The 26,584-nt window shown below is 70.4% G+C and carries 29 protein-coding genes; 5 read left to right on the forward strand and 24 right to left on the reverse strand.

Going from position 1 to position 26,584, the window contains the following annotated elements:
- Position 1: 1 nt before the first annotated feature.
- The 10 genes from BMY97_RS25760 to fdxA form a co-directional block, all read right to left on the reverse strand.
- Positions 2-787, reverse strand: a complete 786-nt coding sequence (locus BMY97_RS25760; protein WP_091620889.1) for an ABC transporter ATP-binding protein — start codon at positions 785-787, stop codon at positions 2-4.
- A 29-nt stretch (positions 788-816) separates the two neighbouring features.
- Positions 817-1,662 carry an ABC transporter permease gene (locus BMY97_RS25765; RefSeq protein ID WP_143086297.1) on the reverse strand — a complete coding sequence of 282 codons (846 nt, stop codon included), beginning with the start codon at positions 1,660-1,662 and terminating at the stop codon, positions 817-819.
- Between the two features lie 11 nt (positions 1,663-1,673).
- Positions 1,674-2,540, reverse strand: coding sequence for an MlaE family ABC transporter permease (locus BMY97_RS25770; RefSeq protein ID WP_245787493.1), 867 nt, complete (start codon positions 2,538-2,540; stop codon positions 1,674-1,676).
- 1 nt (position 2,541) lies between these two features.
- Entirely contained in the window at positions 2,542-2,970 is a 429-nt protein-coding gene (locus tag BMY97_RS25775; protein ID WP_091620894.1) for an SCP2 sterol-binding domain-containing protein, read from the reverse strand.
- A 22-nt stretch (positions 2,971-2,992) separates the two neighbouring features.
- The gene (locus tag BMY97_RS25780; protein WP_218156875.1) at positions 2,993-3,205 is read right to left on the reverse strand and encodes a ferredoxin; all 213 of its coding nucleotides are present in this window, start codon (positions 3,203-3,205) and stop codon (positions 2,993-2,995) included.
- Positions 3,190-4,422: a cytochrome P450 gene (locus tag BMY97_RS25785; RefSeq protein WP_091620897.1), complete on the reverse strand. Its 1,233-nt coding sequence runs from the start codon at positions 4,420-4,422 to the stop codon at positions 3,190-3,192. The genes BMY97_RS25780 and BMY97_RS25785 overlap by 16 nt, the downstream gene beginning before the upstream one ends.
- Before the next feature lie 41 nt (positions 4,423-4,463).
- Complete coding sequence (locus tag BMY97_RS25790) at positions 4,464-5,561, reverse strand: NAD(P)-dependent alcohol dehydrogenase (RefSeq protein WP_091620899.1); 1,098 nt, start codon at positions 5,559-5,561, stop codon at positions 4,464-4,466.
- 12 nt (positions 5,562-5,573) lie between these two features.
- Positions 5,574-7,016: an aldehyde dehydrogenase gene (locus BMY97_RS25795; protein ID WP_091620902.1), complete on the reverse strand. Its 1,443-nt coding sequence runs from the start codon at positions 7,014-7,016 to the stop codon at positions 5,574-5,576.
- Between the two features lie 166 nt (positions 7,017-7,182).
- Entirely contained in the window at positions 7,183-8,151 is a 969-nt protein-coding gene (locus tag BMY97_RS25800; protein ID WP_091620904.1) for an NAD(P)/FAD-dependent oxidoreductase, read from the reverse strand.
- Entirely contained in the window at positions 8,148-8,489 is a 342-nt protein-coding gene (gene fdxA / locus BMY97_RS25805) for a ferredoxin (RefSeq protein WP_091620907.1), read from the reverse strand. The genes BMY97_RS25800 and fdxA overlap by 4 nt, the downstream gene beginning before the upstream one ends.
- 186 nt (positions 8,490-8,675) lie before the next feature.
- Between fdxA and BMY97_RS25810 the strand changes: the two genes are divergently transcribed.
- Both BMY97_RS25810 and BMY97_RS25815 read left to right on the forward strand, forming a co-directional pair.
- Entirely contained in the window at positions 8,676-9,533 is an 858-nt protein-coding gene (locus tag BMY97_RS25810) for a PaaX family transcriptional regulator (protein ID WP_091620909.1), read from the forward strand.
- A gap of 42 nt (positions 9,534-9,575) precedes the next feature.
- Positions 9,576-10,379 (forward strand): PaaI family thioesterase, encoded by an 804-nt coding sequence (locus BMY97_RS25815; protein WP_091620912.1) that lies wholly within the window; start codon positions 9,576-9,578, stop codon positions 10,377-10,379.
- Positions 10,380-10,387: 8 nt separating this feature from the next.
- Here the strand turns inward: BMY97_RS25815 and BMY97_RS25820 are convergent, their stop codons facing one another.
- Entirely contained in the window at positions 10,388-10,843 is a 456-nt protein-coding gene (locus BMY97_RS25820; protein ID WP_245787494.1) for a MaoC family dehydratase, read from the reverse strand.
- Positions 10,844-11,062: 219 nt separating this feature from the next.
- Between BMY97_RS25820 and BMY97_RS25825 the strand changes: the two genes are divergently transcribed.
- The 3 genes from BMY97_RS25825 to BMY97_RS25835 are packed head-to-tail and all read left to right on the forward strand — an operon-like array spanning position 11,063 to position 13,971.
- The gene (locus BMY97_RS25825; RefSeq protein ID WP_091620917.1) at positions 11,063-11,857 is read left to right on the forward strand and encodes an enoyl-CoA hydratase-related protein; all 795 of its coding nucleotides are present in this window, start codon (positions 11,063-11,065) and stop codon (positions 11,855-11,857) included.
- Between the two features lie 13 nt (positions 11,858-11,870).
- On the forward strand, positions 11,871-13,007 hold the full coding sequence (locus BMY97_RS25830) for an acyl-CoA dehydrogenase family protein (protein ID WP_091620920.1): 1,137 nt from the start codon (positions 11,871-11,873) through the stop codon (positions 13,005-13,007).
- 55 nt (positions 13,008-13,062) lie between these two features.
- On the forward strand, positions 13,063-13,971 hold the full coding sequence (locus BMY97_RS25835; RefSeq protein WP_091620922.1) for an SDR family oxidoreductase: 909 nt from the start codon (positions 13,063-13,065) through the stop codon (positions 13,969-13,971).
- 12 nt (positions 13,972-13,983) lie between these two features.
- Here the strand turns inward: BMY97_RS25835 and BMY97_RS25840 are convergent, their stop codons facing one another.
- The 13 genes from BMY97_RS25840 to BMY97_RS25900 all read right to left on the reverse strand — a co-directional run bounded on the left by BMY97_RS25840 (position 13,984) and on the right by BMY97_RS25900 (position 26,574).
- Positions 13,984-14,994: an Rv3169 family protein gene (locus tag BMY97_RS25840; protein WP_091620925.1), complete on the reverse strand. Its 1,011-nt coding sequence runs from the start codon at positions 14,992-14,994 to the stop codon at positions 13,984-13,986.
- Positions 14,984-16,021, reverse strand: coding sequence for a phosphotransferase family protein (locus BMY97_RS25845; RefSeq protein ID WP_091620927.1), 1,038 nt, complete (start codon positions 16,019-16,021; stop codon positions 14,984-14,986). The genes BMY97_RS25840 and BMY97_RS25845 overlap by 11 nt, the downstream gene beginning before the upstream one ends.
- A gap of 3 nt (positions 16,022-16,024) precedes the next feature.
- Positions 16,025-16,831: an enoyl-CoA hydratase/isomerase family protein gene (locus tag BMY97_RS25850; protein ID WP_091620929.1), complete on the reverse strand. Its 807-nt coding sequence runs from the start codon at positions 16,829-16,831 to the stop codon at positions 16,025-16,027.
- Between the two features lie 28 nt (positions 16,832-16,859).
- On the reverse strand, positions 16,860-17,672 hold the full coding sequence (locus BMY97_RS25855; RefSeq protein ID WP_091620931.1) for an enoyl-CoA hydratase/isomerase family protein: 813 nt from the start codon (positions 17,670-17,672) through the stop codon (positions 16,860-16,862).
- Between the two features lie 40 nt (positions 17,673-17,712).
- Positions 17,713-18,498: an enoyl-CoA hydratase/isomerase family protein gene (locus BMY97_RS25860; RefSeq protein ID WP_091620934.1), complete on the reverse strand. Its 786-nt coding sequence runs from the start codon at positions 18,496-18,498 to the stop codon at positions 17,713-17,715.
- A gap of 36 nt (positions 18,499-18,534) precedes the next feature.
- The gene (gene menB, locus BMY97_RS25865) at positions 18,535-19,368 is read right to left on the reverse strand and encodes a 1,4-dihydroxy-2-naphthoyl-CoA synthase (RefSeq protein WP_091620937.1); all 834 of its coding nucleotides are present in this window, start codon (positions 19,366-19,368) and stop codon (positions 18,535-18,537) included.
- The gene (locus BMY97_RS25870) at positions 19,368-20,123 is read right to left on the reverse strand and encodes an SDR family NAD(P)-dependent oxidoreductase (RefSeq protein ID WP_091620940.1); all 756 of its coding nucleotides are present in this window, start codon (positions 20,121-20,123) and stop codon (positions 19,368-19,370) included. The genes menB and BMY97_RS25870 overlap by 1 nt, the downstream gene beginning before the upstream one ends.
- Before the next feature lie 5 nt (positions 20,124-20,128).
- Positions 20,129-21,085, reverse strand: coding sequence for a hydroxymethylglutaryl-CoA lyase (locus BMY97_RS25875; RefSeq protein ID WP_091620943.1), 957 nt, complete (start codon positions 21,083-21,085; stop codon positions 20,129-20,131).
- Positions 21,082-22,317: an acetyl-CoA hydrolase/transferase family protein gene (locus BMY97_RS25880; protein ID WP_091620947.1), complete on the reverse strand. Its 1,236-nt coding sequence runs from the start codon at positions 22,315-22,317 to the stop codon at positions 21,082-21,084. Before BMY97_RS25880 ends, BMY97_RS25875 begins: the two co-directional genes overlap by 4 nt.
- Positions 22,317-23,513 carry a thiolase family protein gene (locus BMY97_RS25885; RefSeq protein WP_091620950.1) on the reverse strand — a complete coding sequence of 399 codons (1,197 nt, stop codon included), beginning with the start codon at positions 23,511-23,513 and terminating at the stop codon, positions 22,317-22,319. Before BMY97_RS25885 ends, BMY97_RS25880 begins: the two co-directional genes overlap by 1 nt.
- The gene (locus BMY97_RS25890; RefSeq protein ID WP_091620953.1) at positions 23,513-24,262 is read right to left on the reverse strand and encodes an SDR family NAD(P)-dependent oxidoreductase; all 750 of its coding nucleotides are present in this window, start codon (positions 24,260-24,262) and stop codon (positions 23,513-23,515) included. Before BMY97_RS25890 ends, BMY97_RS25885 begins: the two co-directional genes overlap by 1 nt.
- On the reverse strand, positions 24,262-25,428 hold the full coding sequence (locus BMY97_RS25895; RefSeq protein ID WP_091620956.1) for an acyl-CoA dehydrogenase family protein: 1,167 nt from the start codon (positions 25,426-25,428) through the stop codon (positions 24,262-24,264). The genes BMY97_RS25890 and BMY97_RS25895 overlap by 1 nt, the downstream gene beginning before the upstream one ends.
- A gap of 84 nt (positions 25,429-25,512) precedes the next feature.
- Positions 25,513-26,574 carry an acyl-CoA dehydrogenase family protein gene (locus BMY97_RS25900; protein WP_091620958.1) on the reverse strand — a complete coding sequence of 354 codons (1,062 nt, stop codon included), beginning with the start codon at positions 26,572-26,574 and terminating at the stop codon, positions 25,513-25,515.
- Between the last annotated feature and the right edge of the window lie 10 nt (positions 26,575-26,584).

Here is a 26,584-nt window from a genome sequence, read left to right on the forward strand (position 1 = left end):
GTCAGTCCATCCCCAGCGGACCGACCGAATCGCCGGCCAGGAACTGCCGCACGAACGGGTCTTCCGAGGCGAACGCGTCGTCGGCCGCGCCGTAGTAGACCACCCGGCCCTGCCAGATCAGGCCGACGTAGTCACTGACCTTGCGCGCCGTGCGGATGTCGTGCGTGACCACCACATAGGTGCCCTGATCGTCGGCATGGACCTTGAGGATCACGTCGTTGAGCAGGCTGGTGCGCACCGGGTCGAGGCCGGAGTCCGGCTCGTCGAACAGCACGATCTCCGGGTTGAGCACCAGGGCCCTGGCGAATCCGGCGCGCTTCTTCATACCGCCGGAGATCTCGTTCGGTGCCTTCTTTTCCGCGGCTTCCAGGCCGACCTCCTTGAGCCGCTCCATCACGATCTCGCGGATTTCGGTCTCGGGCAGGTCGGTGTGCTTGCGCAGCGGGAAGGCGACGTTGTCGTAGACGTTCATCGAACCGAACAGCGCCCCGTCCTGGAACAGCACGCCGAACCGCTTGCGCAGCTCGGCCCGTTCGCGCTCGCGCACTTTCCAGATGTCCTGGCCGAAGATCTCCACGGTGCCCGAATCCGGCTCGAGCAGGCCCACCATGTGCTTGAGGAGCACGCTTTTCCCGGTGCCGGACGGGCCGAGGATCGTGGTGACGGCCCGTGGCTTGAACTCCAGCGTGAGCCCTCGCATGACCTGGAACGAGCCGAACGACTTGTGCAGCTCCCGGACGGTGGCGACCGCCGCCGTGCCCTGGCCACCGCGACTCTGCGGATCCATCGGAACTCCTCAACGCCACCGCGGGCGGTCTAGTTGGCTATGGGGGTCTGGATACTCGTGCCGAAGAACAGCTGATAGAGGATCGCCGCCGCGCCGGACACGATGATCATGTTGACCATCATCGATTTCGCGGTGTTGCGGCCGACGCCCACGGGGCCGCCGGAAGCGGTGTAGCCGTAGAAGCAGCCGACGAGGACCACCAGGGTGGACAGCAGCACCGCCCAGATCAGCGCGTACAACAGGTCCACGGGTGTCTGGAAGGACCAGAAGATGTTCGAGTAGCCGCCGGGGGAGGTCGTCTCCAGCATCGGCTGGACCACCGCCCAGGAACCGAGGTACTGGCAGCCCTCCCCCGCGATGAAGATGAACGGGGCCGCCAGCCACATCGCCCACAGCCGGGTGCCGGCGAGGTAGGCGCGGGAGTGGATGCCCATCACCTCGAGCGCGTCGATCTCGTCGCTGATCCGCATCGAGCCGATCTCGGCCACGTAGCCGCAGCCGACCTTGGCCGCCAGCACCCAGCCCCACATGGACGTCGAGTCGGCCTTCAGGTCGCCGATCGAGGTGAACACGCCCACGTAGCCGGACGCGCCGACCTGGTCGAGGATGTAATGGCCCTGCAGACCGGTTTCCGCGCCGATCGCGAACATCATGAACCAGATGATGATGCCGCTGGAGCGGATCAGGATGGCCGCCTGCCGCAGCACTTCGGAGAAGTAGAGCCCCAGTGCCAGCGGCATCTCCGCCAGGACCCGGAAGCTGAACCAGGCGATGTCGCCGACGGTTTCGGCGGCTCCGCGCAGGACGTTCGACCGGGGCGGGACCGGGGTCCGCAGGTCCGGGAGTTTCGCGGTCTGCTCGGTTGTTGTCATCATCGCCCCGCCCTTCACCGCAGCATCAGCAGGTTCGGGTTGAGCCCCTGCGCGATGGCGTTGAAGAAGAAGTTGAACACCCACACCATCGCGAAGCAGATGACCACCGCCTGGTTGACCGCCCGGCCGACGCCTTCCGGGCCACCGCCGGCGTTGAGCCCCTTGTAGCTGCAGATCACGCCGATGAACAACCCGGTCAGGAGCGTCTTCAGCTCGGCTCCCCACACATCGGCGGCGTACAGGTTGTGCGACATGCTGTCGATGTACGCGCCCGACGTGGTGTCGGCGAGCGCGCTCACCGCCACCAAGCCGAGCAGCACGCCGACGAACGACGTGAGGCAGTTGAGCAGGGCGCACATCACCGCCGTCGCGATCACCCGCGGGATCACCAGCATCCGCAGCACGTCCATGCCGAGCACCTTGAGCGCGTCCAGCTCCTCGCGGGCCCGCCGCGCGCCGAGGTCCGACGTGATCGACGTGCCGATCACCCCGGCCACGACCATGCCGACCATGAACGCGGCGATCTCGCGGATGTCGGCCATCACCCAGAACGCGCCCATCCGGTTCGCCGCGCCGAGCAGGCCGAGCAGGCCGACGCCCATCACCGTGATCAGGAAGCCGAACCCCGCCATCGAGATGGTCGCCGGCCAGAAGCACAGGCGCAGCAACGCATACATCTCGTCGAGCGTGTCTTTCCAGTAGCCCCGCGGATGCCGGATGGCGCTGACGAGGACCTGCCCCAGCAGCTGGCAGATCCGGCCCACCTCCAGCACCACCGTGCGCACCGGCCCGGGCACCACGCCGATGACGCGTTCCGTTCCCCGGACCCGGCGACGCGGCGGCGCGGCACCGCTTTCCCCGGCCGTGATCACGTCGGTCACGTCAGTTCACCGCGTCGACCAGATCGGCCCGCCCGGCTTCGCGCAGGATGTCCTCGTACGTGCCGAACAAGGGCTTGGTGATCGGGACCACCTTCATCACCGCGGAAACCTTGCCCTTGGTCTTGATCTGGCCCCGGGCCATCGCCAGCGCGACGTTGACCTTGCCGAGCCAGAACCGGTGCGCGGTGTCGGCCAGCATCTCCAGCTCGGCGTCGATCGGGCGCGTCACCGGGGTGCCGCCTTCGCGCCCCAGCTGCACCACGCCTTCGCCGAAGTCGATCACGATGGTCGATTCCGGGTCCGTCTGGTTGAGCTTGAGCACCGAGCCGACCTTGCGCAGCTTCGGCCCCAGCTCGGGGTCCGCCAGGCTCACCTGGAAGATCTTGCCCAGGTACCGGTAGACCTCGTCCTCGTCCTTGAAGACACCCACGAGAGCTCCTTTGCTCCAAACGTCATTCTTCGTGAAGGGAGATCGCCCGCTCCGGGCACGTCTCGACCGCGTCGGCCGCCGCGTCGCTCAGCTCGGGTGGAACGTTTTCCGTCAGTGCGAAGGACTTGCCCTGGTCGTCGTCGACGTCGAACAGCTCCGGCGCACGGACCGCGCACCGCGCGTGGCCCTGGCACCGGTCCGCGTCGATCACGATCCTGATCACGGTTCCGGCCATTCGTCGAACACCACCGGCACCGTTTTCACGCCCCAGGTGTTGCCGGTGTGCCAGACGGCTTCCTTGCCGGGTGCGACCCGGTAGCGCGGGACGCGGTGCAGGAACTCCTTCAGCAGGGTCTTCAGCTCCAGCCGCGCCAGGTGCGAGCCGAGGCACCGGTGGATGCCGGAGCCGAACCCGAGGTGGCGGTTGGGCTGGCGGTCGAAGACCAGCTCGTCCGGGTCGGGGAACTCCTCCGGGTCCCGGTTGGCCGAGGGCCACAGCAGCAGGAGCCGGTCGCCCTCGTCCAGCTGCTGCCCGGCGAACTCGCACGGCTCGGTCACGTTCCGCGCCACGCCGGGCTGGGGCGGCATGAACCGGATCAGCTCCTCGACGGCCAGGTCCAGCTTCTCCGGGTCGTCGACGATCCGCTCCAGCCGGTCGCGCACCTCGGGCTGCTCGGCGAACATCAGCAGCAGCCGGCTCAGCACGCTGGCGGTCGTGTCGAAGCCGGCGGGCACCAGCACCAGGCAGAAGCCGTAGATCTCGTCGTCGGTGAGGCGTTCCCCGTCCAGCTCGGCCTGGTCGAGGTGGCTGATCAGGTCGTCGCCGTAACCGTTGGTGCGCAAGTGATCGAGCATCTCGGCGAAGTACATGGTGCAGTTGAGGCCCGCCGCCATCGACCGTTCCAGGTTCTCCTCGTCGGTCGACTCGGGATCGGGCTGGAGCATGTACAGGAACTCGTCCTTGAGCTTCTCCCAGTCCTTTTCGGGCACTCCCAGGTACAGCTCGAGAATGCCGCGCAACGGGAGGGGGATCGCCACTTCCTTCGCCAGGTCGGCGTCCTTCTTGCCGACCAGGCCGTCGATGACCGTGCGGACCATCTCCCGCATGTGCGGCTCGAGCGCCTCCACCGATTTGGGGCTGAACCGGGCGCCCACCAGGGTCCGGTACTTGCGGTGCATCGGCGGGTCGGACTCGATCGGGATCATCGGCGTCGGATTGCCGAACGGCGGGATGGTGACCGGGAACGAGGAGAACAGCTCCGGCTTGTGCGCCGCCTCGTAAACGTCGCGGTAGCGCGAGACCGCGTAGAACCCGCCGTGCTCGACGCTGTGCGAGACCGGGGCCTCGGTGCGCATCCTGGTGAAGATCTCGTCCTGGTGCTTCTGGCAATCGCGGTCGTGCAGGCTGAAGTGCTCGACCAGCTTCGTGAGGACACCGTCGTCGGCAGTCACGATGTTTCCTTTCCTTTGCCGCGTGGGCGAAACCGACCGGCTCAGACCAGCCGCAGGACCGGCTTGACCGCCTTGCCCGCCTCGGAATCCGCGCAGGCCGCGTTGATGTCGGCGAAGTCGTAGCTCGTGATCAGCTTGTCGAACGGGAACCGCCCCTGGGCGTGCAGTTCCAGCAGCCGCGGGATGAACTCGTCGGGCCGGGCGTCGCCCTCGGTCACCCCGGTGATGGTGCGGCCGGTCATGAGCAGTTCCAGCATGTCGACCCGGACCTCGGTGCCGGCCTGGCCGAAGCCGAGCACCGCGCACGTGCCCTTGGGCGCCAGGGCGCTGACCGCCTGGCGGACCACGGCGGTGACGGCGGTGGTGTCGACCGTGAAGTCGGCCCCCCGTCCGGTGATCCGCTGGATCTCCTCGACCGGGTCCTTCGCGGACGCGTCGACGCTGTGGGTGGCGCCCAGCTCCTCGGCGAGCGCCAGCCGGTCCGGCACCAGGTCCACGGCGATCACCTTCGTGCACCCGGCCGCGCGGGCGGCCATGACCGCGGCGATGCCGACGGCGCCCGCGCCGAACACGGCGAGGCTGGACCCGGTCTCGGGGCGAAGCCGGTTGAGCACCGTGCCCGCACCGGTCTGGATGCCGCAGCCCAGCGGGCCCACGATCGACAGGTCGGCGTCCGGGCCCAGCTTGACGACGTTGTTCTCCACGGCGATCGAGTGCGTCGCGAACGAGGACTGGCTGAAGAAGAAGCCGTGCACCTCGCCCTCGCCGTGCAGCGCGTTGGTGCCGTCCGGACGGGAGCCCGCGACGTTGCCGACGACGAACTGCTCGCAGTAGGCCGGATCGCCCTGCAGGCACATCCGGCAGCGGTGGCAGGAGGCGAAGGTCATCAGGACCTTGTCGCCCGGCACCACCTTGGTGACGCCCGGGCCGACCGCCTCGACCACCCCGGCGCCCTCGTGGCCCAGCACCAGCGGCAACGGCACCGGCAGCCACTGGTTGCGGACCCCGATGTCGGTGTGGCAGACACCGGTGGAGTGGATCTTGACCAGGACCTCGCCGGCCCGGGGCTCGTCGAGCTCCAGCTCTTCGATCCGGAACGGCTGGCCGGCTTCACGCACGACTGCGGCCTTGACACGCATGGGAAATCTCCTTCAGGCAGGCAGGTAGATCGACTTGAGCTGGAGGTAGCCGGCCAGGGCTTCCGGGCCGAACTCGCGCCCGATGCCACTGGCCTTGACCCCGCCGAAGGGCGCGTTGAGGTCGATCACGTACCCGTTCACGCCGACGGTGCCGGTCTGCACGCTGCGGGCGACCGACGTGGCCCGCTCGGAGTCGGCCGACCAGACGCTGCCGCCGAGGCCGTACTCGGAGTCGTTGGCGATGCGCACCGCGTCCTCGTCGCCGTCGTAGGCGATGACCGACAGCACCGGGCCGAAGATCTCCTGCCGCGCGATCGTGGACGCGTTGTCCACGTCGGCGAACAGGGTCGGCTGGACGAACCAGCCCCGCTCGAGCCCGGCGGGACGGCCGCCGCCGAGTACCAGCCGTGCGCCTTCGGCGCGTCCCTTGGCGATGAATCCCTCGACCCGCTCGCGATGCTCGGCCGAAGCCAGCGGGCCGACCTGCGTCGACGGCTCCAGCGGGTCGCCGACCTGCAGGCCGCCGAGCCAGCCGGCCAGCGATTCGACCACCTCGTCGTAGCGGCTGCGCGGCGCGAGGATGCGGGTGCAGGCCATGCAGGTCTGGCCGTTGTTGGCCAGCGAGGCGAAGAACAGGCCCTCGGTCACCTTGTTCAGATCGGCGTCGTCGAGGATGACCGCCGCCGATTTTCCGCCCAGCTCCAGCGAAACCGGCCGCAGCATCGCGCCGCAGCGTTCCCCGATCAGCCGCCCCGCCGCGGTGGAGCCGGTGAAGGCGATCTTGTCGACGCCGGGGTGCGAAACCAGGTACGCGCCGAGCTCCCGGCCGCCGGGCACCCAGTTCAGCACGCCCGGGGGCACACCGGCCTCCTCGGCCGCCTCGGCCAGCAGGAAGCTGTCGAGCACCGTGCCCGGCGACGGCTTGATCACGACGGTGCAGCCCGCGGCCAGCGCCGGGGCGATCTTCGTGACGGCGAGGACAACCGGGTAGTTCCACGGCACGATCGCGCCGACCACGCCGACCGGGCTGCGCCGGATCAGGGTGTCGAAACCGAGTGGTGACGGGCGCCGCTCTTCGAACTCGGTCGAGGTGGCCAGCGCGGCGTAATACCGCAGCAGCGCCACCGCGTAGCCGCCTTCGAACTGCTCGCTCAGGCTCAGCGGCATGCCGTTCTGGAGGCTGACCGCCCGGGTCAGCTGCTCACCGCGCTTTTCCAGCGCGTCCGCGAACCGGTTGAGCACGTCCCCCCGCTCGACGGGGGACGCGGTGGCCCACGGGGAATCGTCGAACGCCTGCCGGGCTGCGGCGACCGCCCGGTCGACGTCCGCCTCGCCGGCTTCCGGAACGCTGCCGAGCGATTCCTCGGTCGTCGCGTTGACGACCTCGATCCGGCGGTCGGACGCGGGTGCCACCCAGCCCCCGCCGACGAACAAGCTGTCATACGTCATAACCATGTTCAGCTCCTTTGCTGTGGCCCTCGTGCACCGCGATTCCGCCGGATGACGCCGCTCGATAACTCAAGCTATGGCGCTGTGACCGGGGCAACAACACGTAGATATACGTGCTTTCCGCAATCCGCGTACCCCCGGGAAAACGCGCCGGCCCACCGGCCGTTCGCGCTCAGCCGGCCGGGGCATCCGTGGAATGACCAGGGAAAACCGGCTGTTCGGGATCGACGAAATGCGCGGCGTTGTTCACCGCGGTCGCGGCCTCGCCGAACCCGACGGCGATCAGCCGCGCCTTTCCCGGGTAGTCGTTGATGTCGCCCGCGGCGAAGACGCCGGGGACGTTGGTGGCCATCGACGAGTCGACCGGGATGTGCCTCCGGTTCCGGATGTCGATGCCCCAGTCCAGCAACGGCCCGAGGTTCGCGGTGAACCCCAGCGCCGCGATGATCCGCTGGCAGGACCGGGTCCACGCCTGGTCGCCACGCGTGATCTCCACGCGCTCGATCGCCTCGCCCCCCAGCACCTTCGACACCTGGGCACCGGTGGTGATCTCGACCGGGCTCGCCCGCACCGCGGCGACCGTGGCCGGATGCGCCCGGAAGGTGTCGCGACGGTGGACCACCGTGACCGACTTCGCCAGCGGGTGCAACGCTTCCGCCCAGTCGAACGCCGAGTCGCCGCCGCCGACGATCACCACGTCCGTCCCCGCGTAGTCCTCCAGCCTGCGCACGAAATAGGCCAGCCCGGCCCCCTCGAACCGCTGCGCCGCGGGCAGCGGGCGCGGGGTGAACGTGCCGATCCCGCCGGTGATGATCACCGCCTTCGCCGCGACCCGCGCGCCACGGTGGGTGGTGACCGCGAACCCGGGTTCGAGCGTCTCGGCCCGATGCCCCAGCAGGTACCGGGGCCGGAACGGGGCGGCCTGCTCCAGCAGCCGGTCGACCAGCTCCCGGCCGCGGATCGCGGGGAAGCCCGCGATGTCGGAGATCCGCTTTTCCGGGTACATCGCGTTGATCTGGCCGCCCGGCTCGGGCAGCGAATCCAGCACCGCCACGGAAAGCCCGCGGAAACCGGCGTAGTAGGCGGCGAACAGGCCGGCCGGCCCGGCCCCGACGATCAGGAGGTCGACCTCGTGGTTCATCCGGCGTCCCCGAAGCCGGCGACCAGCTCGGTGTCCACCCCGATGGCACCGGTGACCCCCGCTCCCCCGGGTGCGCCGATGGCCTCCTCGCGGCCCGGCAACGGCTCCTCGAAGAACCTCGCGTTGTCCCCGACGAACTCGGCTTTGCCGCCGGGCACCTTCGTATCCAGGGAGATCGCGGTCACCGGGCAGGCCGGCTCGCACGCCCCGCAGTCGATGCATTCGGCGGGATTGATGTAGAGCTTGCGTTTTCCCTCGTAAATGCAGTCGACGGGGCATTCGTCCATACAGGACCGGTCCATCACATCGATGCAGGCATCGGCGATCACATAAGGCACGGCAGATTCCTCTCGCTCGCGGAAAAGACGCGGCGCGCATCGGAGGAATCGCGGAATCGCACAGAGGGTGGAGGCGATGGTACCCGCAACACAGCCTCTGGGTCTACACCCTGCCGCACTCAGTTACCTGCCGTGTAGAATCTAACCGGACCGGGAAGCTGTGCGACAGGGAGACGAGGAGGCCTCATGCCGACGCCAGAGGCACTTGACACGCTGTCGCACGGAGGCGCGGAGGCGCCGCTGGCCCATGGGAGCGCGCGGTCCTTGCTCATCACGATCCTCGGTGAGCTGGTGTGGCCCACCGGGCAGCCGGTGTGGACCTCGGCGCTGGTGTACATCCTCAAGGGGCTCGGCATCGAAGAGCAGACCGCCCGCCAGGCGATCGCCCGGGCCTCGGCGTCCGGGTGGCTCCAGCCGGAGCGCCAGGGCCGCGAGGTGTGCTGGACCCTGACCCCGAAGCTGATCAACATCTTCGAAACCGGCTCCAGCCGCGTCTACTCGCTCAGTGACCCGTTCAGCAGCTGGGACGGGACCTGGCTGGCGCTGTGGACGACGATCCCCCAGTCCCTGCGCCGGGCCCGGCGCCCGCTCTACGCGGGCCTGACCTGGGCCGGCTTCGGGAACCCGGTGCCCGGGCTGTGGCTGACCCCGCACGTCGAGCGGGCGGCGGAGGTGCGGCAGCTGCTGGAGCAGCTCGAACTCGGGCAGTACACCTTCGCCTTCACCGGCAACGTCAGCGCCATCGGGATCCCCGCCGAGGAGATCGTCGAACGCGGCTGGGACCTCGACGACCTGCGCACCCGGTACGAGCAGGCCTGGGCGGCGATGAACGACGTGCGCCCGGACGGGCCGGACGAGACCCTCTTCACGCACATCCGGCTGATGAGCGAGTGGCAGGAGTTCCCGCGGGTCGATCCACAGCTGCCGGAAGCGCTCCTGCCGGACTGGGTGGGACGGCGGGTCGCCCGGCGGATCGAGGCGTTCCGCGCGCAGTGGACCCCGATCGTGCGCCGGCGGTTCGCCGAGCTCGACGTGACGAGCTGACCGCCCCGACCCCCCAACGATTTCCAGCACCGGGAGACCTTCTTGGACACCACCACCTCGCCCCGGCAGCCGGCTTTCCTGCCCGGTGGGCCCGAAGCGCTGTTCGCCGTCGACGATTTCACCTGCAGCGACGGCGAAGTCCGGGCGCGCATGCTCCTGGGGCCGTGGTCGGACGGGCCGGGCGGCGCCGGTTCGATCGGGGTGCTCGCGGACAACATCCTCGGCTACGCGCTGATCTCGCAGGCCCCCGGGGAACGCTGGTCGGTGAGCACCCAGATCTCGATCGACTTCCTCCGGCCCCTGCCGGGGAACGGAACGTGGTTGTCGGCCCGCGGGCGGACAGTGCACACGGGCCCGGCGACCGGGCTGGCCGAAGGCTCCGTCTTCGGCGAAGACGGTCAGCTCATCGCCCGGAGCCGCCAATGGGGGAAGTTCGTCGGCCGCGGACCCGGGCCCGACGTGAGCAGCGACGTGGACCACGGCCGGGCCACCGCCGGCGTCCTCACCGGGCTTCGCCAGGCGGTCGGCGCGGCCGAAGGCCATGCCCGGCTTCGCTTCGACGTCGCGGACGAGCTGGTGAACCTCCACGGCACCCTGCACGGCGGAGTCACCCTGTGGGCCGCCGGGCTCGTGGCTGGCGCGGCGCTGTCCACGCTCACCACGGCCCTGAACCCGGCATCGATCACCGTCAGCTATCTGCGGCCGCTGCCGCACCGGGACGTCGCCGAGTTCCAGGCCGAGGTCGTGAGCCACGGCCGGAGCCTCGCCCTCACCCGCGTCACGGGCCGCAACCGGGCGGGCAAGCCGTGCATCGTGGCCGCCGTGCACCACCACAGCCTCGGCTGACGCGGCGATCACCGCGCGTAGGTCACGAAAATCGCCTCACCGACCATCGCCGGCCGCTCCCGGCCCTTGATCTCGATCCGCAGGGCGACGCGGTACCGCACACCGCCGTCGTCCCGCCTGGCCGCCGACGAGATCACCCCGGCCAGCCGGATCTCGCTCCCCACCGGGACCGGCGAGGTGAACCGCACCTGGTCCAGGCCGTAGTTGAGCCCGCGCGCGTGGTCCTTGACCACCAGGATCTCCTTGAACATGGCCGGCACGAGCGAAAGCGTGAGATAACCGTGGGCGATGGTGCCCCCGAACGGGCCGCCGGCCGCGCGCTCGGCGTCGACGTGGATCCACTGGTGGTCGTCGGTCGCGTCGGCGAACGTGTCGACCCGGGCCTGCGCCACCCGGCGCCAGGCCGAGGCACCCAGGTCCAGATCCCTGGCCTCGGCGAGTTCCGCCACTGTCAGTTCGAGCACAGGCTCCTCCATCGTCCAGGACGTCGACGCGTCCGCTAAAGGTCTAACCTTTCACGCAAACGCAGGGTAATCCACACCCTCGGGCGTCGTCGATGCCACGACACCAGGCCACACGCCACGATCCAGCCGACTTGTAAACGATCGTTATCACGTCTACAGTCACAAATGGTCAGGCCGAAAGAGCGCGCCTGCGTCGGCACCGGAGCGGAAGGCAGGTAGATGGACAACTTCACCGACATCGAGTACGAGGTCGAGCGCGGTCTTGCCTGGATCACCATCAACCGGCCGGAGCGCTACAACGCGTTCCGCGCGCAGACCGTCGACGAGCTGATCCTGGCGTTCAAGCGGGCCTGGACCAGCGACGAGGTCGGCGCCATCTGCCTGACCGGCGCGGGGGAAAAGGCGTTCTGCTCCGGCGGCGACCAGAAGCAGCGGATGGAGACCGGCGACTACGGCCCCTCGCAGAGCGGGCTGTTCGAGGTCGAGTCGCTGCACCGGGTGATGCGGGATGTGCCCAAGCCGGTGATCGCGGCGGTGAACGGCATCGCCATCGGCGGCGGCCACGTGCTGCACGTGCTCGCGGACCTGACGATCGCCGCCGACACCGCGACCTTCGGCCAGAACGGGCCCCGGGTCGGCTCCTTCGACGCCGGCCTCGGCTCCGGCTACCTGGCCCGCGTGGTCGGCGAGAAGCGCGCTCGCGAGATCTGGTTCATGCTGCGCCGGCTGTCGGCCGAAGAGGCACTGGACTGGGGACTGGTCAACAAGGTCGTGCCCGCGGACCGGCTCCACGCCGAAGTGCGGGCGTGGGCCGACCAGATCCTGCAGTACTCGCCCACCGCGTTGAAGGTGCTCAAGCAGTCCTTCAACACCGACACCGAGCACATGGTCAGCATCGGCAACATGGCCTACACCACCCTCAAGCTCTTCGGCGAGACGGACGAGGCGAAGGAGGGGATCACGGCGTTCAACGAGAAGCGCCGGCCCGACTTCTCCGCCTACCGCGGGAACTGACGGGCGCGAGGCGATGCGACTGACCGCCGAGCAGGCCGAATTCGCCCGGGTCATCCGGGATTTCTGCGCGCGCGAATGCGGGACGCAGGCCCAGCGCGACGCCCTCACCGAGAACGGCACGCTGGCCAACAGCCCGCGGATCCTGGCGAAACTCGCCGCGCACGGCTGGCTCGGCGTGTCCCTGCCCGAAGAACTCGGCGGTGGCGGCGCCGGATTCGCCGACGAATGCGTTTTCCTCGAGGAGACCTCACGCGGGCTCGCCCCCATCACCGCGTACTCCAGCAGCCTCACCGCGGCCCAGACGTATCTCAAGTGGGGCAACGACAAGCAGAAGAAGACCGTCGTCGGCAACCTCGTCGCCGGCCGGCTCGAGGCGATCGCCCTGAGCGAGCCGGAGGCCGGGTCGGACCTGGGCGGGGTCCGGGTCAAAGCGGTCCGCGACGGCGGGGATTACGTCCTCAACGGCCAGAAGACCTGGATCTCCGCGGCGCACATCTCCGAACACCTGCTGGTGCTCGGGCGGGAGGACGCCACCGGAGGCAAGCACCAGGGGCTGACCCTGCTGATGGTGCCCCGCGCCACCCCCGGCGTCGAAATGCGGGAGGTGCGGACGATGGAAGCCCGGACCTGCAACGACGTCTTCTTCACCGACGTCCGGGTGCCCGCGTCCGCCGTGGTGGGCACGGCGGGCGAGGGCTGGAAGCAGCTCATGCGCGGGCTGGGGGTCGAGCGGCTGATCATCGCGGCGATGAGCGTGGGCAGCGCCCAGCGCTCGCTGGACGACGCGATCGCCTTCGTCCGGGAGCGGGAGGCGTTCGGCCGGAAGATCGCCACCTTCCAGGCGCTGCGGCACCGGATCGCGGACCTGGCGACCGACATCGCGTTCGCGCGGTCCTTCCTCTACGACGTCGCCGCGCGCATCGACGCCGGGCAGGAGGACCAGCTGGCCCAGGAGAGCGCGATGGCCAAGCTGCGGTGCACCGAGATCGCGAAGAACACGGCATTGGAAGCCATGCAGCTGATGGGCGGCTACGGCTACGCCCGCGAGTACGGCATGGAGTTCCAGGTCCGCCGGGCGCTGGCGCCGCCGATCTACGGCGGCACCAACGAAATCCAGCGGGAGATCATCGCCAAACGGCTGCTCTCCTGACACGCCGGTCCCGTCACCCGACCACGCCGAGGCCCCGGGAAAGTGAGCCACCGCCATGTCCGACTCCACCGCCCGTTCTCCGTACCGGCCCGATCTCCTGGCGGGTAAGCGGTTCCTCATCACCGGCGGCGGGACCGGCCTCGGCCGCGCCCTCGCCGGGCAGCTCGTGGCCCACGGCGCGGACGTCCATCTCTGGGGGCGCCGGCGAGCCGTGCTGGAAGAGGCCGCCGAGCAGGCCGGGGCGTCGCGTCCCGGCAGCGTGCACGTCCAGGCGGTGGACGTGCGGCAGCACGAAGCCGTCGACGCGGCGATGGCGGCGATCTGGGCCGGGCACGGGCCGCTGAGCGGGGTGGTGAACAACGCCGCCGCCAACTTCATCGCCCAGAGCAAGGATTTGAGCCCGCGTGCGTTCGAAGCGGTGACCGGCACCGTGATGAACGGTTCGTTCCACACCACCCTGGCGGCGGGCAAACGCTGGATCGCCGACGGCGTGCCCGGCAGCGTGGTGTCCACCCTGACCACCTGGGTCTGGACCGGCTCGGCGTTCGTGATGCCCTCGGCCATGGCGAAGGCCGCCGTGCACGCCATGACCATGTCGCTCGCCGTCGAGTGGGCGCGGTACGGCATCCGCCTCAACGCGGTCGCGCCCGGCCCGATTCCGACCGAGTACGCCTGGGCGATGCTCAATCCCACGGACCGCAGCGCCGTCGGCGCGACGCAGGCCGACCAGATCCCGGCCGGCCGCGCCGGCACGGTCGAGGAACTGGCCAACCTGACCATGTTCCTGCTCTCGGACGCCTGTGACTACCTCACCGGCCAGACGATCGCCATGGACGGCGGCCAGATGCTGGCGGGCCCGGGCACGTTCGCCGGGCTCACCGGGCTGTCGGACGGCGACTGGGCCGAGATCAGGCGGAGCAGCACGGCCGCCACCGAAGCCGGCAAGAAGCAGCGGTCGGTCTGAGCCGCCGGGCCGCTAGTCCAAAGTGGACCGGTAGCGGTACGACCCGCTGCGGGTGAGCGCGAACTCGAGAATCCCGGTCCCTCGCGTGGTGCCCCACCGGAAAGCGCACAGCCGGTCGGTCAGGGAGGTGTCCAGGGTCCGCGGGTTCACCGGCCCGTCGAGCCGGTAGACCTCGTGGTCCAGGTACCCGCGCCCGCGCCGTTGACCATGCCCGCCGCCGTAACCCGCCCCGGCCATGAACCCGCCGCCGGCCGACGCGTCGGCCACGAGGTGGTAGACGCGCCCGGCGGCAGTCGTCACCGCCACCGTGCCGTCGATCAGGTCCAGGTCCGAGAACCTGAGCCGATGGCCCACCTCGACGACGTCGTCCACGGTGCCGTCCTCGTGCAGAACGGCCCCTTCCGCCATCAGCCGCTCCCCCGCCCGGTCCTCCACCAGCAGGAAGCCGACCGACCGATCGGGGAACTGCGCCTGGCACCACAGGTGCAGGCCCTGCCCGCCGCCCATGTTCCGCACCCCACGAGAACGGTCCCGCTGCCCGTACCACCCGTCGACCCGCTGGGTGGCGCCGTCGAGCGTGAGCGTGCCGCGGTAGCGTCCGGATTGGACGAGGTGCTCGAACTTCGTCGGCGGTCCGGCGTTGTTGCCGAGTTCCACCTCGCGCAGCCAGTACGGGGTCCGCGCCGTCCAGACCACGTCGAACGCGACGCCGGCCGGGTTGTCCGCCACCCGGAGCCGCCAGCAGCGGTTCGGCTCGATGACCTCGAACGACAGCGGCCCGGCGCCGTTGCCGGTGGTGGCGGAAAGCTCGGTGGAGAACCTGAGATTGCGTTGCTCCGCACCGGTGGTGACCACGACGAAGCCGTCCACGACGTTCCTCGCCGGATAGTGGCCGAGGCCGGTGATGACCGACGGCGCTGTCGCGTCGGCGGGGTGCATATTGAGCATGAACCGGTCGAAGAACCGGTCCTGGTGTCCCGCGTCCGGCCGCCGCACGAGGGCGTCCTCGAATTCAGTGCTCATGGGCTCCCTCGAAACCGGCGACGTCATGGGCCTCCCGGAGAAACGACCGCACCAGCGATTCCTCCTGGTAGTAGGGGTCGCCGCCGCTGCGGGCCGCCCGCCGCCGCCCGTAGTCGTAGAGCACGGCCAGTTTCCACAGCGCGAAAACGCGGTACCAGCCGAGCGTGGCGAGGTTCGCGCCGGTCCGGGCGGCGTAGCGCCGCGCCAGTTCCTCCCGGCCGGGATAACCGGGTTCGAGCAGGGCGGTCCCGAACTCCTCGGTGGGGGTGAGCGGGGCGCCCGGGCGCGGGACCGAGGCCAGGAAGTAGCCGAGGTCGAGCAACGGATCGCCGAGGGTGGCCAGCTCCCAGTCCAGGACCGCTTCGAGGCGGCCGGGATCCTTTGTGGACAGTACGACGTTGCCGATCCGGTAGTCGTTGTGGATGAGGGCCGCGCCGGATTCGGCGGGGGTGTTCGCCGTCAGCCAGGAGTGCACCGGTGCGAACGGCGCGGGCAAAGCACCGTCCTCGTCCGCGACCAGGGCGGTGATCCGCCGCAGGTGCCGCTCGTTGAACCCGGTGGGCCGCCCCAGGTCGGCGAGCCCGGCCGCGCGCCAGTCCACCGTGTGCAGCGCGGCGAGGGTGTCCACCAGTGCGTGACCGATCGCCCGGCGGGTCCCGGGCCGGTCGAGTGGCGGCGGCGTGCGGATGGTGACCACCGGGCCCGTCGCGAAACTCATGACGTAACAGGGCACGTCGAGCAGCTGCCCCGCGTCCGAGGTGGCCAGCAGGCGCGGCACGGGAACCTCGGTCTCGGCCAGCGCTCCGATCAGCCGCGCCTCGCGCACCATGTCGTGCGCGCCCGGCGGCACCGGAGGCGGTGGCGGGCGCCGGAGCACGACCTGACGTTCGCCGTCCGACACCAGGTAGGTCAGGTTCGAGTGCCCGTCGCCGATCCGGCGGGTCGTGACCGGGCCGCGGGTGAGCCCGCGGGACTCGAGGAATTCCGCCAGTTCCCGGCGCGCCGCCGGTGTCCACTCCCAGGCCACCGCTCACCGCCCCGTGAAGCGCGGCCGGCGCTTCTCGGTGAAGGCCGACAACGCTTCTGGCATGTCTTCGGTCCGCGTCAGCAGCGCCTGGCCGCGGTTCTCCAGCTCGAGTGCGGCGGCATAGGACGTGATCTCCTGGTTGCGCTGGATGGCCCGCTTGGACATCCGCACCCCGCCCGGGGAGTTCGCCGCGATCTGCGCCGCCATCGCGACGGCTTCGCCGAACAGCTGCTCGCCGGGCACCATCCGGTTCGCCAAGCCGATCGCCACCGCCTCCTCCGCCGCCACCAGCCGCCCGGTGTAGCCGATTTCCGCCGCGCGCCCCGGGCCGACGAGCCGGCTCAGCGTGTACGAGGTGCCCAGCTCGCCGACCGAAAGGCCGACCTTCACGAAGGCCGCGCTGAACTTCGCCGACGGAGCGACCAGCCGGATGTCGGCGGCGAGCGCCAGCGCCATGCCGCCACCCGTCGCCGGTCCGTGCACCGCGGCGATCACCGGGAACGGCAGGTGCCGCAGGGCCGCGATCCCGCCCGTCGCGGTCTCCTGGAACTTCAGGAACTCCCGCACTCCCATGCGGGTGATCACGTCGATCTCGGCCAGGTCGAACCCGGCGCAGAACGCCCTTTCCCCGGCCGAGGTCAGGATCAGCGCGCGGAGCCCGCTGTCCCGCAGGGCCCGGGCCGCCAGGGCGTACTCGTGGAACATCCGCACCGTCTGCGAGTTCATCCGCTCCGGCCGGTTCAGCCGGAGCACGCCGACCTCGCCCTCGAGCACTTCGAAGGCCAGGGTCTCGAGTTCGGGAAAGTCCATGACGACCTCGCTGTCGTGTCGTGGCGAGTCAGCAGCCGGTGAACAGGGGCTTGCGCTTCTCCCTGAACGCGGCCAGCGCCTCCGGCATGTCGGAGCTGCGCGTCAGCAGCGCTTGGCCGCGGTTCTCCAGCTCGAGTGCGGCGGCGTACGACGAGATCTCCATGTTGGCCTGCAACGCACGCTTCGACAGCTGCACGCCGCCGGGGGAGTTGGCGGCGATCGTCTCGGCGAGCGCCAGCGCCTCGGGCACGAGCGCGTCAGGCGCGACCACGCGGTTGACCAAGCCGATCCGCGCGGCCTCTTCGGCGAGCACCATGCGCCCGGTGAAACAGATATCGCTCGCCTGAGCGGGACCGATCAGCCGCGTCAGCAGCCAGGAGGCACCGAGGTCCCCCGCGGACAGTCCGATCCGGACGAACGCGGCGTTGAACTTCGCTTCGGTGGCGGCGAGCCGGATGTCGGCCGCCAGCGCGAGGGACAGACCGCCGCCCGCCGCCGCCCCGTTGACCGCGGCGATCACCGGGACCCGCACGGAACGCACCGTGACGAGGGCTCGCGCCGCCTGTTCCTGCCGGTCCAGCATGGCGAGCGCGCCGAGTCCGGGGAGGTCTTCCGCGTCGGCGAGGTCGTAGCCGGCGCAGAACGCCTTGCCCACGCCGGTCAGCACCACCGCCCGGCAGTGGTCCTCGTCGTCGAGCGCGGTGAACGCCCGCTCCAGCTCGTCGAACATGGTGCCGGTCATCGCGTTGTACCGGCTGGGGCGGTTCAGCTCCACGAGTGCGATATCGGGGCTCGGCTCGCTGAGCCGCAGTGTTTCGTAGTCCTCGTCCGGAATCTTCACGACCGGCTCCTTCCGCTGCGGTTCACACCCGGACCACGGGTCAGGCAAAGTCCGGCGGTCGCTTCTCGATGAAGGCGGTGATGCCCTCGGCCGCCTCGCCGTCGGTGAACAGCGCCTGCTCCTGCGCGGCCTCGTAAGCCATGCCGTCGGCCAGGGGCAGCTCGAACGCGGCATCCACCGTGCGCACCACGGCCAGCTGCGCCGGCAGCGAAGACGGGACGATCTCGGCCGCCAGCGCCAGCGCGGCCTCCAGCACGTCACCTTCGGTGCGCCGGTCGGCCAGTCCGATCGCGAGCGCCTCGTCCGCGCGCACCTGACGGGCGGTCAGCATGAGGTCCAGCGCCCTCCCCCGGCCGACCAGCCGCGGAAGCCGTTGTGTCCCACCGGCTCCCGGGATCAGGCCGAGCTTGACCTCGGGCAGGCCGAACTTCGCCCGGGGGCCGCACACCCGCAGCGTGCACGCCATGGCGAGCTCGAGACCGCCGCCGAGCGCGGCCCCGTCGACCGCCGCGATCGAGATCCACGGCGCCGCGGCCAGCCGGTCGTTGACCGACCGCATGCGGTTCCCGTACGCGAGGAACGTCCCGGCGTCGATGGTGGACAGGTGCTTGATGTCCGCGCCCGCGGCGAAGAACCCGGGCAGCGCCGACTCGACGACCATCACCTTGACGTCGCCGGCCTTCTCCGCGGCGTCGAAGGCCGAGTGCAGCCCGTCGAGGATCGGCAGCCCGAGCGCGTTGGCCGGCGGGCGGTCCACCGTGACGACGGTGATGCCCGGCGACGCACTGCGCCAGGTGACGGCTTCGGCCGGTTCGGGTTCACTCATCGCGCCTCGCTTGGTTCATGGTTCGGATACCGGTGGTCAAGCCCGCCGGGGAAACCGGCTGAAGTCGGGGGCCCGTTTCTCCTTGAACGCCTCGCGTCCCTCTCGGGCTTCGGCCGATCCGTAGAACAGCAGGTTGGCGTCGTGGGCCAGCTGCTGGATCCCGGCGTAGCCGTCCTCGGCCGCGTGGAAGCTCGCCTTCATCAGCCGCAGCGCGAACGGGGAGAGTTCGAGCATCTCCCGGCACCAGCGCACGGTTTCCGCCTCGAGGCCGGCCAGCGGCACGACGGTGTTGACCAGGCCCATCGCCTCGGCCTTGGCCGCGTCGTAGCGCCGGCACAGGAACCAGACCTCCTTGGCCTTCTTCGGCCCGACGAGGCTGGTCAGCAGGCTCGCCCCGAACCCGCCGTCGAACGAGCCCACCCGGGGCCCGACCTGCCCGAAAACCGCGTTGTCGGCGGCGATCGTCAGGTCGCAGACCAGGTGCAGCACGTGACCGCCGCCGATCGCGTACCCGGCGACCATGGCGATGATCGGCTTGGGGCACCGCCGCATCTGGACGTGCAGGTCGGTGACGTGGAACCGGCCGGTGCTGTGGGCGTCGGCCTGGTAGCCGCTGTCGCCCCGCACCCGCTGGTCACCGCCCGAGCAGAACGCCCGGTCGCCCGCGCCGGTCAGCACGACAACGCCGACCGACTCGTCCTCGCGGGCCACCGTGAGCGCCTGCGAGATCTCGATCAGGGTCTGCGGCCGGAACGCGTTGTGCACTTCCGGGCGGTCGATCGTGATCTTGGCGATGCCGTCGGACGTGGTCGCGTAACGGATGTCGGTGTAGTCGCCGGATTCCTGCCAGGCGAGGCCGGTGTCCCCCATCAGGACATCGTGAGCCCGCCGCTGACCGACAGCGTCTGGCCCGTGACGAACCCGGCGCCGTCGGAAGCGAAGAAGGCGACGGCCGGGCCGATGTCTTCCGGCGTCCCGAGGCGTTTCATCGGGACCGCGCGGGTCATCCCGCCGAGCACCTTCTCGGCGTCGCCGGCGCCCTCGGCGAACTTCCGCAGCGCCGGGGTGTCGGTGGGGCCGGGGCAGACCGTGTTCGCCGTGACGCCCTTCGTCGCGACCTCGCGGGCGAGCGTCTTGGTGAAGGCGATGATGCCGCCCTTGGCGCCGGAATACACGGCTTCCAGGGAAGAACCGACCCGGCCCGCGTCCGAGCCGATGTTGACCACGCGCCCGAAACCACGCTCGACCATCCCCGGCACGACGGTCCTGATGACCCGCAGCGCGCCCTTGAAGTTGATGTCGAGGATCTTGTCCCAGAACGCCTCGTCGGTCTTGACGAAGGGCATGAAGTCGTCCCAGCCGGCGTTGTTCACCACCACCTCGATGGGCCCGAACTCCTGCTCGACGGCCGCCACCGCGGCTTCCACCGATGCGGTGCTGGTGACGTCGATCCGCACGGCGAAAGCGGTGCCGCCGGCCGCGGTGATCTCCTTCGCGGCCTGCTCCGCCGCCTCCTCGTTGAGGTCGGCGACGACGACCCGGAACCCCTGTGCTCCCAGCGTGGTGGCGATGCCCTTGCCGATCCCCTGGGCACTGCCGGTGACGAGGGCGACTCGGTTGCTCATATGACTTACGCTCCGGTGTCGGTATCGGGGGCGGCCCAGACGACCGGGCCGGCGACGATCGAATGGCTGGTGAGTTTGCGCCCCAGCACGGTTTGCGCCGCCCGGGCCGCCTCGATGAGGGCGGGCAGGTCGGTCCCGGTGTCCACGCCCATTTCATGGAACATGCTCACGAGGTCCTCGGTGGCGATGTTGCCCGTCGAGCCGGCGGGCACCGGGCACCCGCCCAGTTCGCCGAAGCTCGACTCGAAACTGCGGCACCCCGCCTCGAACGCCGCGTACGCGTTCGCCAATCCCTGGCCGCGGGTGTTGTGGAAGTGGGCGGTGACCTCGATTCCCGGCAGGCGCTCGAGCGCGGCCGCGAAGAACCGCGACGCGTACGCCGGGTTGCACATCCCGGTGGTGTCACCGAACCCCAGCTCCGTCGCGCCGGCTTCGGCGAACTGCTCGGCGAGGTCGAGCACCCGGTCGAGCGGGACCTTGCCCTCGAACGGGCAGCCGAACGACGTGGCGATCACCGCGCAGAAACCGAGGTCCTCGGCGACGATGCGCTCGCCCATCTTCTTGACGTCGGCCATCGTCTCGGCCACCGGCCGGTTGATGTTGCGCCGGTTGTGCGTCTCCGACGCGCTCACGAACAGCGCCACCTCCTCGAAGAGCTCACGCTGGGCCAGCGCGTTGTCGAGGCCGCGGCTGTTCGGGACGAGGACCAGGCGGTCGACGTCCTCGGGCAGGTCGATGCCGTCGAGGACCGCCACCCCGTCCGAGAGCTGGGGGATGACGTCGGGCCGGACGAAGCTGGCGACCTCGATGCGGTTGAGGCCGGCGCGGCCGAGCGCGTTGATCAGCCGGATCTTCTCGGCCGTGGGAATGGTTTCGGGCTCGTTCTGGAAGCCGTCGCGTGGACCGACTTCCCGGATCTTCACCGTGCGGCTTTCGGCTTCCGCCGCGTTGGGCAGGGTCATGACAACTCCCGGTCGGCAAGGCTGTTTTCCAGGGTGCTCCGGTGCCGCGGCGCGGCGACCCGGATGAGCCGCCGGGCTCGCTCGGCGACGGTGCACCCGGTCAGGAGCGCGACGCCGTGCTCGGTGACCACGGCGTCGACGTCGACCCGCGCGGTGGTGACGATCCCGCCGCGCAGGGCCGGCGAGATCGTCGATTCACCGGCGGATTCGGAGCGCAGCGCGATGATCGAACGGGCGCCGGTCAGCGAGGCGGCCCGGCTGAAGTCGACCTGGCCGCCCACGGCGCCGATGTGCACGCCCCGGCGGATCTCCGCGCCGACCTGGCCCAGCAGGTCGACCTCGATCGCCGAGTTGATCGAGACCAGCGAACGCAACCGGGACAGCACCGCCGGCGAATGCGTGTAGCTGGCCGGGCGGAACTCGACCGGGAACTCGCCGAGCCGCGCGTAGAACTCCGCCGTGCCCAAGGCGGCGCCGGTGACGACGATCCCCCGGTCGATTTCCTTCCGCGCCCCGGTCAGCACGCCCTTCTCGACCAGCGTCAGCACGCCGTCGGTGATCATGCCGCTGTGGAAGCCGAGTTCGCGGTGACCGGACAGCGAGTCGAGCACCGCGTTCGGCAGCGGCCCGACCCCCATCTGCAGGGTGTCGCCGTCCTCGATCAGCCCGGCGACGTTGTCGGCGATCGCCTGGTCCACCGCGTCGGCGGGGCGGGTGGACGCTTCGGCGAGCGGACGGTCCGTTTCGACCACGGCGGCGAACCGCTCCAGCGGCAGCCGGGCGCTGCCGGCGGTGGGCGGCATCCGGTGGTTCATCTCCGCCACGAGCACGCGGCTGTGCGGGATGGCGTCCGCGGCGTACTCGACGCCGATGCCGAGCGACACCTCGCCGTTGCCGTCCGGCCGGGAAACCTGCACCAGCCCGACGTCGGCGGGCAGCTGGCCCCGCGCGAACATGCGGGGCAGCGCCGAGTAGTGGCACGGCACCACGTCGAGCCGGCCGTGCCGGCTCAGCCGGCGCAGCTCGCCCAGCCCGCCGTAGGACAGCACGGTCAGCTCGTCGGGCAGGTCACCAGCCAGCCGCGGATTCCACGTCAGGCCGCAGAAGGCGCGGACCTCGCCGATCTCCCCGACCTGGTCGAGCAGGGCGTTGACCAGCGGTTCGGGTTCCGCGCCGCCCTGGCCCCACCAGACGCCGTCGCCGGCGGAGACGAAGGGCCGCAGGTCGATCATCAGCGGACCCGCTGAACGAGCGTGGCCGTCCCCAGGCCACCGCCACAGCACATGGTGACCAGCCCGAGCTCCGCGTCCCGACGCTCCATTTCGGACAGCAGGGTGCCGAACAGCCGCGCTCCCGACGCGCCGACCGGGTGGCCGAGGGCGATCGCGCCGCCGTTGACGTTCACCTTCGCCATGTCCGGCTTGAGTTCGCGCTCCCAGGCGAGCACGACCGAGCTGAACGCTTCGTTGATCTCGATCAGATCGAGGTCGTCGATCGTCAAACCGTTGCGCTCCAGCAGCTTCCGGGTCGCGGGAATGGGGCCGGTGAGCATGATGACCGGGTCGACGCCGACCGTGGTCTGGTCGAGCACCCGCGCCCGCGGCGTCCAGCCGTGCCGCTCGGCCGCCTCGCGGGAGGAGAGCAGCACCCCGGCCGCGCCGTCGCTGAGCGGTGACGAGCTGCCGGCGGTGATCCGTCCGTCCTCGGACCGGAACGCCGGTTTGAGCGCCGCCAGTCCCGCCATCGAAGTGCCTGGGCGGATGGCCTGGTCGCTGACCCGCTGCTCGCCGTCCAGCTCCATCGGGACCAGCTCCCGGCGGAACCGGCCGGCCGCCACCGCCGCGGTGGCCAGCGCGTGCGAACGCACCGCGAACTCGTCCATCTCGGCGCGGGTGATCCCCCACCGGTCCGCGATCAGCTCGGCGCTTTCGCCCTGTGGCACGAAGTCGTACCGCGCGCGCAACTCGGCGGGCCACGGATCGCCGTACAGCTCGGAAATCTTCGCCGGGGCGTTCATCGGCACGTGCTGCATGTGCTCGACTCCGCCGGCGATGACCACTTCGTGGGTGCCGGACGCGACCAGCGCGGCGGCCATCTCGACCGCGGTCTGGGCCGAGCCGCACCGCCGGTCGAGCACCGTCGCGGGCACCTCCGGCGGATAACCGGCCTGCAGCCAGGCATTGCGCGCCACGTTGCGCGACTGCTCCCCGAACGGCGCGGTGCAGCCGATCACCAGGTCTTCGATCACCTCCGGGGCGACCGCGGCCGAGTCCAGCAGCGCGGTGTAGACGGCACCGAGCAGCACGTTGGGGTGAGTGTCGCGGAACCACCCCTTGTCCGGGTGGGCCCTGCCCATCGGCGTGCGCAGCGCGTCGACGATGAGCGCCTCACGGCCGTGGCGCGTCAAGGGGCTGGCGAAGCCGGGCATCAGATGACCGTCCCTCCGTCGACGGGCAGGACCTGCCCGGTGATGTATCCGGCCGCGTCCGAGGCGAAGAAGACGAACGCCCCGGCGATCTCCTCGGGTTCCGCCCAGCGCCGCAGCGGAATGCGGTCGAGCGTCAGCTTGGCCAGCTTTTCGTTGCTGCGGATGTTCTCCGTCATCGCGGTGGCCGCGAGCGGGGCGAGGGCGTTCACCGTGATGTGCTGGCGGGCCAGCTCGCGGGCGAGGGACTTGGTGAGGCCGACGACGGCGGCCTTGGCGGCGCCGTAGTTCGCCTGCCCGATCGTGCCGACGAGCCCGGCGGCGGAGGTGACGTTGATGACGCGGCCGGTGCCGTCCTGCGCGAGGTGCGGCAGCGCGGCCTGGCTGACCGTGAAGGTCCCGCCGACGTGCACGCCGAGCACGAACTGGAACTGCTCCGCCGTCATCTTCGGGAACATCGCCGGCGCGATGGCTCCCGCGTTGTTCACCAGGATGTTCAGCGTCCCGCCGCCCAGGCGCGCGGCCTGCTCGGCGACGTCGGCGGCCTGCCCGGCTTCGCGGACGTCCAGTGCCGCCGAATCGGCTCGCCCGCCGGCCGCGGTGATCTCGGCCGCGACCGCCGCGGCCGCGTCCTTGTCGAGGTCCGAGACGAGCACGGCGGCCCCGGCCGCGGCGTAGGCCTTGGCGACGGCGGCACCGATGCCGTTGCCCGCGCCGGTGACGAGGGCGGATCGGCCGGACAGTGAGAACATCAGTAGCTCCTGGGCAGTCCGAGCACGTGCTCACCGAGGAAGTTGAGCACCATTTCCTGGCTCAGCGGCGCGATCTTGGTCAGGCGGGCTTCCCGGAAGTACCGGGACACGTGGTACTCCTCGGAGTACCCCATGCCGCCGTGGGTCTGCAGCGCGCGGTCGGCGGCCTCGAAGCCGGCGTCCGCGCAGAGGTACTTCGCGGTGTTGGCCTCTCGGGCGCACTTCTTCCCGTTGTCGTACAACCAGGTTGCCTTGCGCAGCACGAGCTCGGCCGCGTCGAGCCGCGCCAGCGAGTCGGCCAGCGGGAACTGGAGGCCCTGGTTCATGCCGATCGGCCGGCCGAACACCTCCCGCTCGTTGGCGTACCGGACGCCGCGGCGCAGTGCGGCGCGGCCGATGCCGAGCGCCTCCGCGGCCACGAGCATCCGCTCCGGGTTGAGACCGTCCAAAATGTACTTGAACCCCTTGCCCTCCTCGCCGACGCGGTGCTCCGCCGGGACCCGCAGGTCGTCGATGAAGAGCTCGTTCGAGGTGACCGCGTTGCGGCCCATCTTCTTGATCGGCCGGATGTCGACGTGGTCGCGGTCGAGGTCGGTCAGGAACAGCGTGAGCCCGTCGGTCTTCTTCGGGGAGTCCCCGAATTTGGCGGTGCGGGTGAGCAGCAGGACCTTCTCCGACTCCATCGCCTTGGAGATCCACACCTTGCGGCCGTTGACCACGTAGTCGGAGCCGTCGCGGCGGGCGAAGGTGGTGATCCGGGTCGTGTCGAGCCCGGCGCCCGGCTCGGTGACCCCGAAGCACACGTGCAGGTCGCCGTTGACGATGCGCGGCAGGCACTCGCGCTTCATCTCCTCGGAGCCGTGCACGATCACCGGGTGCATGCCGAAGATCGACAGGTGCAGCGAGCTGGCCCCGTTCATCCCGGCCCCGGAGGCGGCGATCTCTTCGAGCAGCAACGAGGCCTCGGTGATCCCGAAGCCGTGCCCGCCGTACTCCTCGGGGGTGGTGATGCCGAGCCAGCCGCCGTCGGCGAAGGCCCGGTAGAACTCGTGCGGGAACTCGTGCGCCGCGTCCTTCTCCATCCAGTACTGGTCGTCGAACTTGGCCGCCAGCTCCGCGACCGCTCGGCGAATCGTGAGCTGGTCTTCGGTGAGCTCGAAATCCACGGTGTCCCCTCATCCGGTCGGCAGGCTGCGGCCTGATTCTAACAAAAGGACTGACCAAAAGACAGATCGAGTCAGTCCGGTGCGTCACACCAGCCGAAGACCGTCCGCGATCCGCTCGTTCCACCGCGCCGGAGTGCCGAACAGGTACTCGTCGAGCTTGGCGCGCTTGGAAAACAGGTGGAGGTCGTGCTCCCAGGTGTAGCCGATCGCACCGTGCATCGTCAGCGCGGTGTCCGCCGCGCGAGCGCTTTCCGCGGTGACCTGTGCCTTGGCCGCGGCGGCGTGCAGCCCGCAGTCGAGTTCGCCGGCGTCGACCGTCGCCGCCGCGTAGTAGAGCACGGAGCGCCCGGCCTCGGCCCCGACCAGGATGGTCGCCGCCGCGTGCTTGACCGCCTGGAACGACCCGATCGGCACCCCGAACTGACGGCGCTGCTTGCTGTAGTCGACCGCGAGGGCGAGCATCCGCTCCGTCGCGCCCAGCGCATCGGCCGCGACCAGCACCGCGGCCCGGGCGGCGCAGTCACGCAGGAATGCCTCCCCGTCCACCCGCAGCGGCTCCGACGGAACCGATTCGAGGCGGATGTCGGCCACCGAGCGGCTGCGGTCGAGCAGGCGTCGCGCGGACTTCCCGGCGTCCCCGGCGCGCACCAGCCGCAAGGCCCGATGACCGCCTTCCCGCACCACGGCCACGAACGAGTCCACTCGCGACCCGGCGAGCACGCGTGACACGCTCCCGCTGAGCCGCCCGTCGGAATCCATCACCAGCCCCGGCGCCGCGTCCGGTATTTCGTCCGCGGGCACCAGCAGCGTGACCGGCTTCCCGGCGAGCGCCGCTTCGACCGCCCCCGGCCGGTGCGCCAACGCGGGCGCCGCGAGCACGGTGGCCAGCCACGCCGACGACGGGACCGCCGCGCGAGCCAGCTCCTCCGCGGTGAGCGCCAGCTCCACGAGGCCCCCGCCCTGGCCGCCGGACTTCTCGGGAATCCCCACCCCGGCCCAGCCGCCACGCACGAGCTGCGCTTCGAAGGTCTGCTCGTCGCCTTCGTCGAGCCAGGCGCGCACGGTGGCGGACGAAGCCGTGTCGGACAACCAACCGCGCAGCGTCTCCTGATAGGCGATCTGCTCGTCGGAGAGTTTCCACTCCATGAACAATCCT

Source organism: Amycolatopsis saalfeldensis (assembly GCF_900110575.1).
Classification (GTDB): Bacteria; Actinomycetota; Actinomycetes; order Mycobacteriales; family Pseudonocardiaceae; genus Amycolatopsis; species Amycolatopsis saalfeldensis.